Source organism: Hyphomicrobium sp., assembly GCF_019744875.1.
Taxonomy (GTDB): domain Bacteria; phylum Pseudomonadota; class Alphaproteobacteria; order Rhizobiales; family Hyphomicrobiaceae; genus Hyphomicrobium_C.
Window position 1 is genome coordinate 1,364,169 of sequence record NZ_JAIETU010000002.1, and the last position, 13,144, is coordinate 1,377,312.

14 protein-coding genes are annotated in these 13,144 nt (G+C 59.0%); 7 read left to right on the forward strand and 7 right to left on the reverse strand.

Going from position 1 to position 13,144, the window contains the following annotated elements; translation table 11 throughout:
- Position 1: 1 nt before the first annotated feature.
- Positions 2-1,057, reverse strand: coding sequence for an efflux RND transporter periplasmic adaptor subunit (locus K2Y42_RS06495; RefSeq protein WP_291149971.1), 1,056 nt, complete (start codon positions 1,055-1,057; stop codon positions 2-4).
- A gap of 159 nt (positions 1,058-1,216) precedes the next feature.
- Between K2Y42_RS06495 and K2Y42_RS06500 the strand changes: the two genes are divergently transcribed.
- Complete coding sequence (locus tag K2Y42_RS06500; RefSeq protein ID WP_291150219.1) at positions 1,217-1,870, forward strand: response regulator transcription factor; 654 nt, start codon at positions 1,217-1,219, stop codon at positions 1,868-1,870.
- A gap of 10 nt (positions 1,871-1,880) precedes the next feature.
- Complete coding sequence (locus K2Y42_RS06505) at positions 1,881-3,251, forward strand: HAMP domain-containing sensor histidine kinase (RefSeq protein ID WP_291149974.1); 1,371 nt, start codon at positions 1,881-1,883, stop codon at positions 3,249-3,251.
- A 34-nt stretch (positions 3,252-3,285) separates the two neighbouring features.
- Here the strand turns inward: K2Y42_RS06505 and K2Y42_RS06510 are convergent, their stop codons facing one another.
- Genes K2Y42_RS06510 through K2Y42_RS06525 form a run of 4 tightly spaced genes read right to left on the reverse strand, consistent with a single transcriptional unit; the run spans position 3,286 to position 7,211 of the window.
- Positions 3,286-5,583, reverse strand: coding sequence for a heavy metal translocating P-type ATPase (locus K2Y42_RS06510; protein ID WP_291149983.1), 2,298 nt, complete (start codon positions 5,581-5,583; stop codon positions 3,286-3,288).
- Between the two features lie 58 nt (positions 5,584-5,641).
- Positions 5,642-6,343 carry a VIT family protein gene (locus K2Y42_RS06515; RefSeq protein ID WP_291149985.1) on the reverse strand — a complete coding sequence of 234 codons (702 nt, stop codon included), beginning with the start codon at positions 6,341-6,343 and terminating at the stop codon, positions 5,642-5,644.
- Positions 6,344-6,357: 14 nt separating this feature from the next.
- Positions 6,358-6,936, reverse strand: a complete 579-nt coding sequence (locus tag K2Y42_RS06520) for a cytochrome b/b6 domain-containing protein (protein ID WP_291149987.1) — start codon at positions 6,934-6,936, stop codon at positions 6,358-6,360.
- Complete coding sequence (locus K2Y42_RS06525) at positions 6,933-7,211, reverse strand: PepSY domain-containing protein (protein ID WP_291149990.1); 279 nt, start codon at positions 7,209-7,211, stop codon at positions 6,933-6,935. The genes K2Y42_RS06520 and K2Y42_RS06525 overlap by 4 nt, the downstream gene beginning before the upstream one ends.
- Before the next feature lie 355 nt (positions 7,212-7,566).
- Here K2Y42_RS06525 and K2Y42_RS06530 point away from each other — a divergent pair, with 355 nt between their 5' ends.
- Entirely contained in the window at positions 7,567-8,367 is an 801-nt protein-coding gene (locus K2Y42_RS06530) for a hypothetical protein (protein WP_291149993.1), read from the forward strand.
- Between the two features lie 543 nt (positions 8,368-8,910).
- Here the strand turns inward: K2Y42_RS06530 and K2Y42_RS06535 are convergent.
- Positions 8,911-9,591, reverse strand: coding sequence for a hypothetical protein (locus K2Y42_RS06535; protein ID WP_291149996.1), 681 nt, complete (start codon positions 9,589-9,591; stop codon positions 8,911-8,913).
- 238 nt (positions 9,592-9,829) lie between these two features.
- Here K2Y42_RS06535 and K2Y42_RS06540 point away from each other — a divergent pair, with 238 nt between their 5' ends.
- From K2Y42_RS06540 to K2Y42_RS06555, 4 genes are all read left to right on the forward strand, one after another.
- Positions 9,830-10,726: a zincin-like metallopeptidase domain-containing protein gene (locus tag K2Y42_RS06540; RefSeq protein ID WP_291149998.1), complete on the forward strand. Its 897-nt coding sequence runs from the start codon at positions 9,830-9,832 to the stop codon at positions 10,724-10,726.
- Entirely contained in the window at positions 10,716-11,018 is a 303-nt protein-coding gene (locus K2Y42_RS06545; RefSeq protein ID WP_291150000.1) for a hypothetical protein, read from the forward strand. The genes K2Y42_RS06540 and K2Y42_RS06545 overlap by 11 nt, the downstream gene beginning before the upstream one ends.
- Positions 11,019-11,099: 81 nt before the next feature.
- Positions 11,100-11,450 (forward strand): hypothetical protein, encoded by a 351-nt coding sequence (locus K2Y42_RS06550; protein WP_291150002.1) that lies wholly within the window; start codon positions 11,100-11,102, stop codon positions 11,448-11,450.
- Between the two features lie 469 nt (positions 11,451-11,919).
- The gene (locus K2Y42_RS06555; protein ID WP_291150005.1) at positions 11,920-12,348 is read left to right on the forward strand and encodes a hypothetical protein; all 429 of its coding nucleotides are present in this window, start codon (positions 11,920-11,922) and stop codon (positions 12,346-12,348) included.
- 551 nt (positions 12,349-12,899) lie between these two features.
- Here the strand turns inward: K2Y42_RS06555 and K2Y42_RS06560 are convergent.
- Complete coding sequence (locus K2Y42_RS06560; protein WP_291150007.1) at positions 12,900-13,130, reverse strand: hypothetical protein; 231 nt, start codon at positions 13,128-13,130, stop codon at positions 12,900-12,902.
- Positions 13,131-13,144 lie beyond the last annotated feature (14 nt).

The window sequence follows — 13,144 nt, forward strand, 5'->3', positions numbered from 1 at the left end:
CTTAGTTTCCCGCCAGCATCTGTTCGAGCTGCGGCAAACCGCTCGCTGCCACCTGGGCGTCAGTCTGGATCGCACCGGTAATGGTCGCGCCGATCGGAGATTTTCCGCGCAGTGCGACGGGTACGAGCGTGAAGCCGTGGTCTTTGCGAACAAAGACACCGTGCTGGTTGTCGACTAGCGCCACTGCTCTTAAAGGCACCGTGATGGCACCCGAAACAGCCGGCCGTTGGATGCTGAGTGACACCATTTGCCCTGGCAAGAGCTCGGAATTGGCAGGCAAGCTGGCAAGCAGCATTGCGGAGCGAGTCAGCCGATCAAGTGATCCACCGAGCGAAACCACGCGCCCTTCGGGGCCATCCACAACTTGCACCCGGTCGCCGAGCTTGATCTGCGCCACGATCGCAGCCGGGACTTGAGCTTCGACCCATAGGGAGTCGGTCGTATCAATGCTGACTGCGGCAGACATGGCAGGAACCATGTCACCTGGCATGGCACGGGCTTCCACGACAGTGCCATCGGCAGGCGCAGGTATTATATAGTTTCCTCCATCCCCGCGAATGATCTCATTGAGGGACGCCGTGCGCTTGAGCTGCGCAATAACCGCCCGAACCTTTGCAACCTGAGCGTCCGCTTCTGCGGCGAGCGTCGAGCTTTGAAAACCTTTGTCGACCAGTGACCGCTTACGCTGGGCGATCGCCTCTGCCAGCTGTAGCTCAGCTTCCGATTGAGCAAGTTGGCTCAGGGCTTCGAGAAACTCGCGGCTAGAAATTGTGGCAAGCGGCGTTCCTTTGGTAACGCGCTGTCCGGGCAGGACGTGAACCTGAATGACTGTGCCCCCAAACGGCGCAGTTGCAACGAGACGAGAATTCATCGGCGGCACAACAGTGCCAGGCAGCACCGCGACAGGCTCTGTGATCGCAGGACGAACCGCCTCGACCTTGATTTCCATCCGCTCGACCTGTTCGCGCGTAATGGTCACGTCGTTGGCCTGCGCCATGGTCGGCATCAGGATCGAGGCCAAGATGAGAAGTGGAGTGAGCAGGTCAGGTGCAGACATGGACAAGGCCCTCGAGCTGCAGGATTGCATTGCCCGGGGTGTGACTTGCCCACCTGAAAGGGATCTGAACGCAAGCTGGCAACTGTCTGAAACAGCATTTCAGGCCGAATTCAGGTGCATCGTGATAGATATCCCTCAGAACGGTCGCGGGAGGGTTCCATTCGCGTTTTGCTGGTTGAGGACGATGACGACATTGCCGGGAGGCTGATTGCGGGTCTCGTTCCCGCCGGCTTCACCGTGGACCGGGCTGACAATGGCGCGGACGGCTACGCCATGGGCGCGGACGAAGCCTACGACGCAGCAATCCTCGATCTCGGTTTGCCAGAAATGCAAGGGCTCGATGTGCTGAAGCGCTGGCGCGCAGAGCAGCGAAAGGTTCCAGTGCTCATTTTGACCGCGCGAGGTACCTGGTCCGAAAAGGTCGATGGGCTCAATGCAGGTGCAGACGACTACATCACCAAGCCATTCCATGTTCCCGAAGTCGCCGCTCGGTTGAAGGCTCTCATCCGGCGCTCATCAGGGCTGGCAAGCGCAATGCTGACCCACCGGGGTATTGTTTTCGATACAGGCGCAAACCGGGTTTCGCTCAACGGTGAAAACGTCGACTTGACGGCGCGGGAGCTGAAGATGCTCAATTACTTTATGCACCGGATAGGGCGCGTGGTATCCCAATCGGAACTTACGGAACACCTCTACGCGCTTGAGGATAGTCGAGAGTCGAACACCATCGAAGTTTATGTTAGCCGCCTCCGTCGCAAGTTCGGCTCTGATCTCATCACCACGATCCGTGGTCTCGGCTACCGCATGGAATAGCGCTGTGCGAATGCTGAGCCTCAAAAGCCGATTGATAGCCGCTGCCACTGCGTGGATTGCGATTGGCATGATCGCGGCCGGTTTTGTACTATCGGCCGTCTTCAAAACCCATGTTACGGAACAGTTTTACGATGAACTCTACGTTCATCTCGACGAGCTACAACGGCTCGCGGAATTCGACAGCAAGGGATCTCACCTTCAGCGCAATCTCAGCGATCCGCGCTACGATGTGCCGCTATCAGGGTTCTACTGGGAGATCCAGAAGTCGGGCAACGTGCTAGCGCGATCATCATCGCTGCAAGGCGCCGCTCTCGAAACGCCTCCCGACGCACCTAAAGATGTCGATGTCCATACGCACGCCATTTCGGGGCCAACGGGCAAACTGCTGGTGGCGGAGCGTGCTGTTTGGAAGGACCCCAATGAGCCACCTGTTCGGTTCATCATTGGCACTGATCAACGCCACCTCGATGCCGTCTTGGCCAGGTTCGACACGACACTCACCTATTCGCTGACAGTGTTCGGCCTGTCCATGGTCGTAGCTGCGACGCTCCTGATACTGTATGCGCTTGCACCTCTAGGTCAGTTGCGCCGGGCGCTTGCCGTGATCAGAGCCGGGCAATCAAAGCAGCTTCGAGGCGACTTTCCCACTGAGGTGAGACCTCTGGTCGATGACCTCAACTCGTTGCTCACCTCGACATCCGAGTTGATCCAACGGGCGCGAACGCAAGCAGGCAACCTCGCTCATGGCCTAAAGACGCCGCTGGCCATCCTGACCGACGAGGCCTACCGGATCGAAGAGAAAGGTCTGCCCGAATCCTCCGGCACCATTCTCGACCAATGCAGAAAAATGCAAACGCAGATCGACTTTCAGATTGCGCGTGCTCGCGCCGTCGCCATGCGGTCGTCGCCTGGTACGGTGGCTTCCGTGAAGCTTGCAGCAAGCGAAGTCGCCAGCGCACTCAGGCGACTGCACATGGATAAGATGCTTCGGATTGAGAACACGATAGCCGATGAAAGCTTGACCATCGCGTGCGACGCGCAAGACGCCAACGAAATGCTTGCCAATCTTGTCGACAATGCATGCAAACATGCTGCCTCGTTGGTGAGGCTCTCGGTCAACACTGAGAAAGACGGGTTCGTCCGACTGCTTGTAGAGGACGACGGAACTGGCTTGCCACCCGAAGCTCACGAAATTGTTTTCAACATCGGCGAGCGTTGGGATTCGCGTCTGGCCGGATCAGGTCTTGGACTGGCCATCGTTCGCGACCTGGCTCGTCTGTATGGCGGTGATGTTTCCCTCGCAACGTCGAAGCTGGGCGGGCTCGCGGCGCGGCTTGACCTACCTATGCCTAGCGCAATGGACCACAAAATAAACCGCTAGAAAAAGGGGCGCTCAATCGGTGACGTTACGACACCTAACCGGTAGCTGCGTGCTCGTAAATGTCTTCTTCCTGCGCGTTGTGCAGGCGAACAAGAGACTCGATCGACTCGATGACCCGCTGCGCATCCCGAATGAGATACCGGTCAATGTCGCGAACGTCCAAGCCGCCAGATAGTCGCGCCAGGAGACGCCCAAGATGCAGGATCTCTCGATGAGCACGGCTCATGGCGGCTAGGCCGTGCCCGTCATGAAGAATCGTGCTGAGGTTCGGATAGACTATGCGTTCATCGGTACGTTCGTGCTCGGCGATTTTTTGCACGACGATAGTGTTTGCTTCTGAAATCAGCCTGACGGCGACGTTTGGATCGGAATCGTCAAGAGCATCTGCGATTTCGCGGAGCCGATCTAGAGCCGATCCTAGCTCTTGATGATCTTGATGAAGGGCTCGAGCCGCCGATGTGGCCAAGGCAGGGCGCCCGTTCCTTCGGCCCGGCGTCAGAGCCCGCAACGCGTTGAGAATAACGGCGACATCGATTGCTTCCTGCGTGAGAGCTCCTGCCACCGGCGTCAGAAAACCAAAGGCGGCCGCAACCATGGCGACGCCAGATAGAGACATACCGACGCCAATGCTTTGGAGGGCGATGCGGCGCGCGCGGCGCGCGATGGAAACGGCATCCGAGACCCTGTCGAGACGGTCAACGAGAATGACGACGTCCGCTGCTTCCGACGAAGCGCTGGCTCCGCGGGCTCCCATTGCGATACCGACGTCCGCCGCGGCTAGGGCGGGCGCATCGTTAATTCCGTCTCCGACCATGAGCGTTGGATGCAGTCTCTGCTCGACAGCGACTGCTTCGACCTTGTCGGATGGTGTCCTGTCGGCGAGAACAACATCAAGGTCGAGCGCTGCAGCGATTGTCTCCGCCGCGTCCGCGCGGTCACCGGTAAGCATAACGATCCGCGATATTCCAGCCGAGCGGAGGGCCTGTACGGCCCTCGGTGTCTCCCGCCTCAACTCGTCGGCAAGGAGAACCGCGCCGATTGTCCGTCCATCAACCGACACAAAAACACACAAGGCCGAGCGCCAGGACGCGCGTCTGAGCGCGCGCACTGCCCAGGCGGCTGGCTTTGCTTGCCCGCAAACGAGCTCTTGAGATCCGGCCTTGACGAGCTTGCCTGCAATTTGACCCTCTAGGCCAGAGCCCATTGTTTCGTGGACTTGTTCCGGAGACACGAGCGTGAGTCCTTTGGCCAGCGCTGCCGAAACGATGGCACTGGCCAGCACATGATGAGATGCCTGCTCGAGCGACGCAGCGAGTCTCAAAACCTCATCGGAACTCTCGTCAGGAGCAACCTCTACCCCTACGAGCCGTGCGCCGCCAACGGTGAGCGTCCCTGTTTTGTCGAAAATGACAGTATTCGTCCGCGCCAGTGCCTCGAGCGGCCCACCGCCTTTGATTAGTATACCAAGTCGTGCAGCTTGGGAGACGCCCGCGATGAAGGCAACAGGGGCAGCAAGAATAAGCGGACACGGAGTAGCAGCGACGAGCACAGCAAGCCCTCGTATGGGGTCTCCCGATAAGATCCATGCAGCAGCTGCGATGACGAGCGTCACGGGCAACAAGAGCAACGCGTAACGATCCGCAAGGCGGATAAAAGGCGCTTTCGCAGTCTGGGCCGAGGTTACCAAACGCACGATACCGGCATAGGTGCTTTCACCTGCAGTTGAGGTCGCTCGCAGCGAAAACGTTTCGCCCGCGTTGACGATCCCACTATGAACCTGATCACTTTTATTGCGGGTCACAGGTATGGGCTCGCCTGTTAGTGCAGCCTCATCGAGTGTTGCGCTGGTATCCAGGATAAGGCCGTCTACAGGAACGACTTCGCCAGCACGAACCAGGATAGTGTCACCGATCACTACCTGATCGATCGGTATGTCTTCCACCGACGTTCCGGTCCGCCTGTGAGCCAGACGGGGCGCGCGATCCACAAGAGATTTCAGATCCCGCTCCGCGCGAGAAACCGCGAAGTCTTCGAGCACGTTGCCGCCGGCGTACATGACGGCAACGACTGCACCTGCGAGTGCTTCACCAAGCAGGAGCGCTGCAGACATGGAAACAAAAGCGACCGCATCGACGCCCATTCGGCCTGACATCAAATCCCGGAATATCGACACAGCGAGCCCAAGGACCACTGGGACGGTGCCCGCTCCCCACACCCAACTCGCGATGGCTTTCTGTCCTGTGATCCAGGCTATAAGTCCGACGACGAGACCTGCCAAAGCTATGGCGATGAGAGCCCGGCGGAGGATGCGGTCGTCAATTAGCTCCGCCATGTAAATCGCCGCTTTCAGAAGAGCGCTTGAATATGTCACGGCATAAAAAAGGGCGTTACTAGACGACTGTCCCGAAGAGGGCTCCAATGCCTGCCGTAAGTGCCATCGCGAGAGCACCCCAGAACGTAACACGAGCGGTCGCTCTGAGAATATCCGCCCCGCCAGCCTGCGCCCCGATAGCGCCAAGGAGAGCCAGAAAAGCTAAGGAAGCGGCAGTGACGACTGGTATAAGGTAGCTCACAGGTGAAATGAGCACCATGAGCAGTGGCATCGCGGCGCCGATAGCAAACGTCGCCGCCGATGTTAAAGCTGCTTGCACCGGCCGCGCGGTCGTAATTTCCGATATGCCGAGTTCGTCCCTGGCATGTGCACCCAACGCATCTTTGGCCATAAGCTGATCGGCAACCCTCACGGCCAGATCGTGGTCAACGCCACGCTTTACGTAGATCTGGGCAAGCTCCTCGCGCTCAAAATCCAGATCCTCGGTGAGTTCCTTGCTCTCTCGCGCGAGATCGGCTCGCTCGGTATCGGACTGCGAGCTCACAGATACATATTCGCCAGCTGCCATCGACATTGCCCCGGCCACAAGACCCGCTACGCCGGCGATCAAGATGTCGCTGGACTTGGCAGATGCCGCAGCGACACCGACAATCAAGCTCGCTGTAGAAACAATGCCGTCGTTTGCGCCGAGCACTGCGGCCCGCAGCCAACCAATTCGGTCGACCAGGTGATTCTCGGTATGCGACTTGAGGCGGCTCATTACTTGATCAATCCCTACTCAGCTCGTTTCCGACCGGTGAACATGGCCTTGACGAGGTTTTCGCTATGCTCGATGCCAGCCAGAATCACACCGCCGACATGCAGCCCAACTAGTAGGAGCGCAATCGTGCTGGCCATCTCGTGGAGATCATCCACCCATTCAACGCCCCAGAATGCATCGGTGGTCATCATCACCCCACTGGCGCAGATCACAAGGATCATCGCTAACAGGGCTACCACCATAGCGCCACCGGCCGGATTGTGCCCAAGATAACGCGGCGCCCGCTGGCGGACCATATCCGCCATATAGCCCATCGTCGTCGCCGGTCCCCGCACGAAGTCAGAAAATCGCGCATGTCTAGAGCCGATAAAGCCCCAGACAACGCGCACAAGAATCAATGCGAAAACTGCGTAGCCAGCCACGAGATGCGGCGCGTCCCAGATCCCGCCTGAGTACCATGCCGCAGCAAATAGAATAGCCAAGGACCAGTGGAAAATGCGTACAAGGGGATCCCACACTTTAACTAAGGCCGACCGCCCGGCGCGGTCGGCCCCACTCGTGCGAGTTTTCACGTCTGACGATTTTGCGCTCATGCGGTGTGGACGATCTTCGCGGTCGTTGGATCGAGGAACAGCTCCATCCTTTTTCCGCTCTTGTCGGTCACGTACGCCTCATAACAGTTGCCTGCGCGCGTCGTCTTGAAGCTTGAAACCGCGTAGCCTTCCTCGATGAGTTTGGCCTGCGCGGCAGCCTCGGTCATCCATTCAGCTTTGGGGGCCGTCGTGCATGTTCCCGAATAGCTTGAAGCGAATGCCGGGCTCGTGGCGAGCGCGCCAAGCACAACGATTGCTGGAATGATTTTCGTCATTGTCGAGTTCCTCTTTGATTGCACCGATATGCGGTGGATGGAAAGAACCCTAGACGGTCGACCTGAAGCGCATCTGAAAGGCTTGCAGGCCAAGGGCGAAGCTTGATTTCACTGATGTTTAGTCTGCAATCGCCCACCTTTCGCCGCCAAATTTGCCGCCACGCGGATCACCTTCCGCAACAATCCACACGATGTCCTCAGAACGGCGGTGTCCTGCGTGCCACATTGGCCGGGCAATGGTCGGAATGCTAAGCTTGCCGCCAGGGAGTTATCCGGGGGCAAGTAAATGGTGAAACCTGCGTTCTTAAAGGACAGATTCGAGTTCGCCCTAATAGGACTGATGGCCGGAGCGGCCTTGATCGCCCAGACCAGCCGCGCGACAGCTGGCAGCGGCGCCAACTTCGTCACCTACAATCATCACACTGCCGAGCAGGGCGAAAAGGAGATCAAGCTCTACTCCGACTTCTCGCATGCGGGCGTCGAAGAAGGCTATGCCGCTCAGCTGTTGGAGCTAGAGTATGGCGTCGCGGACCGTTGGACGACCTCGCTCTACTTCGAGGGGGTCGCGATCGACGGCGAATCCTATGACTTCGGCGGCTGGCGCTTCGAGAATAGGGTACGCCTGTTCGAGCAAGAGGTTCCGTTCAATCCCGTCCTCTATGTCGAGTACGAACATCTTGAGCCCGCGCATCGATACAAGCGCGCCGTTACGGGCAGGACTCACGGTGACGAAGACGAGGAGGAGGAAGGCACCGAGCATGAGCTCGAAACCAAGCTGATCCTGGGGCAGGATATCTCCAATCGCATCAACGTGGCATTCAACTGGATCAACGAGGCGAACCTCGAAACTGGAAACTGGGAATTCGGCTACGCCACCGGCTTGAACTATGTGCTTTATGAATCTGAGAATGACCAGGGCGAGCGCTGCCCGTTCGGCTGCAAGGAATTTAAGCTTGGTCTCGAGTTATACGGCGGCCTCGGCAATAGCGACGAAGGCCTGACCTTCGGCTGGTCGAAGACAGAGCAGTACGCGGGACTGAACATCCTGGCGGAATTCGGAGGCGGCCTAGAAGTGGGCACGGGCATTGCCCTCGGTCTCACTGGCGACAGCGAGGACACGATCATCCGCACAATGGTGGGTTACGAGTTCGATTAGGCAAACGCCGCGAGCGCTAAGCCGCGTAAGAAATGCACCATGATGGTTCGGCCGCCACTGAGGGCAAGGATCGAGTCCTTGCGCTATTCGATCGACCGCAAACTGCGCGGCTGTGGCGTCGTTGCTGTCCGCGTCGCTTCGAGCTGACCGATTAAACTCGACTAGCAATCGACGAGCACCTGAAATGACCCGGCGCTAGGCAACGCAGTTCCTGCTCTTGCTACCAGCGATGTAGCGGAGGAGATCCGTCGCGTATATGTGAATGGAAGCCGTCTCGGAGGCGTTGCGGCGCACCTAGTGATCGCGCCCATCTCCACACTATCGCAACATGGGTGTTGAGCGCCCGCACAGAATCCGTTCGGGGTCAGGGACGGACCACTAATCTGTGGCGACCGCTAATCCGCTGGAAGCTGACATCGGCCTAAACATCGACAGTGCCCAGGACGACTATCGGCCCGACTTCCGCATATGGGACTAGGCGGACATTCATCCAATGCCCATCGATTTCCGCCTTGCAACCCCTTTCACCTGCCTTCGAACTATTCAGCAGGTCCAGCCGTGCTCCCGATCCCGCTTCTGCAGCTTGGCCTGCAAGCCATCGACCGCCTCGTAAAAAGCAAAGCACGTCTCGTTCTCGTGCGACACGGCATGCCCAGCTGGGATGGCCCTTGCCTGTTGGACCAATGCATCAAGTGCGGGCAGGTCTTCCACCTCCACCAGCACGTCCCCGCGGGTTACCAGTTGAGCTATCTTTGATAGTCCGCCAAACGGCCCCACAGAAAAACGCTCGCCTGCGCGATGGTTCTGGGTCGAGGCGGCAAAGCCCACCGCCGCGCCAAGCATCGTTCCGGCCAGCGTATTGAACCCGAACCGTTCATCGCGCCTCGTCCAGGCTCCAGCGCCCTCTTCAAAGGCATCCGCCATCTTCTCGAGGCTGTAAACCACCACCTCGTCGTCCGCCCGCCGCGCCAGCATGATACTCTCGCGCCAAGCGGCGCGCTCAACAACCGACAACCGCTGCTCGACCCGGGCCTGCTGCTTACGCAGTGCGCGGCGTAAGCCATCATCGCGTACGCCCTGCTGTTCGGCCATCACCATCATCAGAACCTGAAACAGGCCGTTGGCCATTGTCACGTGATGGGCGGGCTCGGCCCAGCTCAATCCAGTTGTGGCATAGCGCTCAGGGTTCGTCCGGTACAGGTCCGCACGATCGGTATCGTTCAATGCAATCACTTCCATTATGCGACATTTGTATACTTCATTAGTCACCTTTTATCAACACCACCTTCTTATCCGCCCGCGCGGCTCGAAAGCGTGCGCCTAAGCCGGTCGCGCCACCCCGCAAGGCAAAGCCTCTCGCCTACGGCTCGTCCCTAAAGGGATGCGGGGACCCCGGCGCGCCCCGGCTTCCAGGGGCGCACGAGCCGCGCGTTGGGTGCGGCTTGAAGGAAGGAAGCATGAAATGACCAGAAAGCCGCCCATAGACATCTACCAACAGGTGACGGATTCGATTGTCGCCGCCATCGAAGCCCAGCCGGGTGAATACCGCATGCCCTGGCAGCGCAGCGGGTTGGGCGCCTCGTTACCCCGGAACGCCGTCACCAAGGCCCCGTACAACGGCATCAACATCCTGATGTGCTGGTGCGTGGCCGAGGCACGCCAGTACCCGACGTCGCTGTGGGCCACCTTCAAGCAATGGCAGCAGGTAGGAGCAAAAGTACGTGCCGGCGAGAAGGGAACCCTCATCGTCTTCTACAAGCAGTATGAGGTTGAGCCGTCCGGCGAGGATGATGACGGGCAACGGCTCGCGGCCCGCCACTCCTACGTGTTCAACGCCAGCCAGGTCGACGGCTTCGACATACCCACTCTGCAGCCAATGGAACCGCTGCAACGCAGTGAAGCCATGCAGCGCCTGATCGGGGCCACCGGCGCTGACGTCCGCATCGGTGGTGAGAGCGCCTATTACGTCCCTTCCCTCGATTACATCCAGCTTCCGGATGACCGCTGCTTCCGCCAAACCGATGCGGCCGAGCGCACCTATCATTTCGAATCCACGGCCGGGCATGAATTGACCCACTGGGCGGGAGGGAAGACACGCCTCGCGCGCGACCTCTCCGGCCGCTTCGGAAGCGACAGCTACGCATTTGAAGAATTGTGCGCCGAATTGGGAGCGGCCTACCTGTGTGCGGAATTGGGCATATCCTCGGAACCGCGCTCCGACCACGCCCAATACCTCGCCCACTGGTTGCGCGTGATGAAGGCTGACAAGAAAGCCATCTTCACGGCTGCCTCAAAGGCATCTGAAGCCACCCGCTACCTCATGGGCTTTATGGGCAAGGAGGTGGCCGATGCCGCGTAGCTCCAAGGCCATCTATGAGACCCTCATCTGGCGCGGCATCACCTGCCGCGTCTGCACCACGCGCGACCATCGCATCGATGGCTGGACCGTCATCACGTTGAGGGCGCCGGAGGATGTGCCGTTTCCGCTTGGTGTCCGGGGATACTGCCGCCATGGCCTCGAGCAGGCAAAGCTTGATGCGGAAGGGGGAACGGTGGCGTATTTCCGGGCTTGGGCCGACCGCGATTCCAACAACCCTGCTTACCTCAATGCCGTTGCCGGCCACCGGCAGGGTGATCTTTTCCGGCGTTAGGGCGGATCGAAGATCCAAAAACTGACACTTGAACTCGTTCCCTGCCGCCCCATCATGGAACCACCAAGGAAAGCATCATGAATGGATTACCCTGCGTCCACCACCCCTACGCCCCTCGCCCAATCCCACGTCCAAAAATCGGTCGTTGAAGCACTCGAGTTCCTGCACAAATCCAGAACCATCCTGACCTACTCGTACGAAGAGCCTTCCCTCGATCGAACCAATGAGGAAAAAGAACTCCTCGGCGCCGCCAAAGAAGCCGAACAGACCGTCAGGACACTCATCCACAATCTCACTCAGAAAATCGATCGCGCATCCCTCTCACCGCAACTCGACCGCCTCCTATTCCGCAGAACCTCTGAGCAGTTGATGACAGAACTCATGGAAGAGCCTGTCCTGCCTGAAGGGCTTCCCTGGAGTCAAAGCCGCTAAAACCTGCACCAAGGCCGCCCAGCGGCCTTTTTTATTTGAGAGTTGTGCCCCGCCAACCGCTTCAGACGCCCGCATTACCCGTTTTGACGCCCCCGCCCTATCACCCCCTCACCCCTCGACCGGGAAAATCACGTCAAACGCCGCTGGATCCGCGTCAAAACGCCTTCAGCACATGCCCCTGCCCCAGGTCCCCCTTAAACCCGGTAGTCAAACGCCGCACCTCACGTCTACCATCCCCATTGCCAACACGGGGGACCTAGTGTCAGCATGCGGATATTGAAGTGGGCTGCGTTTTCCGCGGCCGTCGCACTCATTGCTTGGTTTTTCGGACACGCCATCAACAGCCAGTTTTGTATCACTGCGGAGGCAGACGCTTGATCACTACGGATGGTGGACGTTCGATGGGCCGAAAGCCGTTTCACATCATGTTCCCCTCAACCTAGGCCGAGATGCCTTCTTGGATCGTTGCATGAGCTTGGAAAAGCTCATCATTGAGGGGCTGTCAGAAGCGAACCTGCGGAAAGCGCTACTTGCTTTGGGCGTGCCCGAAAAGGAAATCAAGGACCTTCGAGCCTTGAAGTTGCTCGACGCCATCGTAAGGCTTGCGCAGAGCGCTAGAGCGACAGGTTTGAACCTTGCGACCGATGGCGCGGTGCTCTGGGGCCGACTTGCCACCGAAGGCACGCAGCCGGCGCAGCCCATAGCGCGCCTTTTCGCCCTCCACGATGTGAGAATCCTGAAAGCCCATAAAGCTGGTGATGTGGCGGCGCGGCTGGCAAAGGAACTGGAACGCCTTGATGTCACACTTGGCGAGGAAGCCGCAGGTTACGGAAAAATCCTCGACCACATCTACGAAGTCCTAGCCAAAGAAATTGAAGGCGTCGCCCAACGCCTCTAGCACACGAGCGGTTCCGCTCGGAATCAAGCGGAGCCCTCGGACCAAGGCTGGCAAAGTGTAACAGCGGTGAGCACCCCACCCTCAAACTAGAACACTACCCAGGTATACTGACCTTCTGGCTTGAACGGTTCAGCTCAAGATGCCGCTTCCTCAGCACCAGCCTGCCACTAGGGGCACAACCTCCGAAACTGATCCATGTAGCGGCGGACGAATACTCGGTCGTGGATCGACACCCATAGCAGCGCTTCCGCCAAGCCGTCCTTCCCGCAGGTCGGCCACTCATAGGTGAGGGCGGGGAACGCTTTGGCAAAGGTGTCTACCGCCAACTTCCTGCAGAGCAAGTTGTCCTTCAGGTGCGCGCGGCAAGTCCGGTGCGCTTCCCAACCACGGTCGATGCCCCAAACAGGGTTTTTGAAAATGATGGAGGCAAGGACAAGCCACCCCATCCCGGCGCACGAATATACCCGCATGCAATACCCCTAAAGGCATGAGGCATACCCAACGAAAACGGCCGCATCGTGGAACGGGCGCAACCGATCAAGGACGGAGCCTCAGCGCATACCAGACAAAGTTCGTCCGTGACTGCTTCGCCCCCATCCTTCCTCCAAAGCCCTTACCGCCGTTTCCGTCTCCGGGTCGAAGCGCTGGAGGATGCGGATGTTCGCCGCTTCGCATTCCGCCGCGTCCTTCTCGTCTTGCACGCGCTGCCAGCGGTCATATTCCTCCGACGACCAGGGCGCATTCAGCGCTGTCGTATCGGCCGGGCTCTTCATCACGCTCATGCGCAGGGGCTTTC

Coding starts and splice junctions, on each gene's coding strand:
- K2Y42_RS06525 (WP_291149990.1), bottom strand. CDS start 7,211: ATGACGAAAATCATTCCAGCAATCGTTGTGCTTGGCGCGCTCGCCACG.
- K2Y42_RS06545 (WP_291150000.1), top strand. CDS start 10,716: ATGCCGCGTAGCTCCAAGGCCATCTATGAGACCCTCATCTGGCGCGGC.
- K2Y42_RS06510 (WP_291149983.1), bottom strand. CDS start 5,583: ATGGCGGAGCTAATTGACGACCGCATCCTCCGCCGGGCTCTCATCGCC.
- K2Y42_RS06495 (WP_291149971.1), bottom strand. CDS start 1,057: ATGTCTGCACCTGACCTGCTCACTCCACTTCTCATCTTGGCCTCGATC.
- K2Y42_RS06560 (WP_291150007.1), bottom strand. CDS start 13,130: ATGAGCGTGATGAAGAGCCCGGCCGATACGACAGCGCTGAATGCGCCC.
- K2Y42_RS06540 (WP_291149998.1), top strand. CDS start 9,830: ATGACCAGAAAGCCGCCCATAGACATCTACCAACAGGTGACGGATTCG.
- K2Y42_RS06555 (WP_291150005.1), top strand. CDS start 11,920: ATGAGCTTGGAAAAGCTCATCATTGAGGGGCTGTCAGAAGCGAACCTG.
- K2Y42_RS06550 (WP_291150002.1), top strand. CDS start 11,100: ATGGATTACCCTGCGTCCACCACCCCTACGCCCCTCGCCCAATCCCAC.
- K2Y42_RS06515 (WP_291149985.1), bottom strand. CDS start 6,343: ATGAGCCGCCTCAAGTCGCATACCGAGAATCACCTGGTCGACCGAATT.
- K2Y42_RS06520 (WP_291149987.1), bottom strand. CDS start 6,936: ATGAGCGCAAAATCGTCAGACGTGAAAACTCGCACGAGTGGGGCCGAC.
- K2Y42_RS06505 (WP_291149974.1), top strand. CDS start 1,881: ATGCTGAGCCTCAAAAGCCGATTGATAGCCGCTGCCACTGCGTGGATT.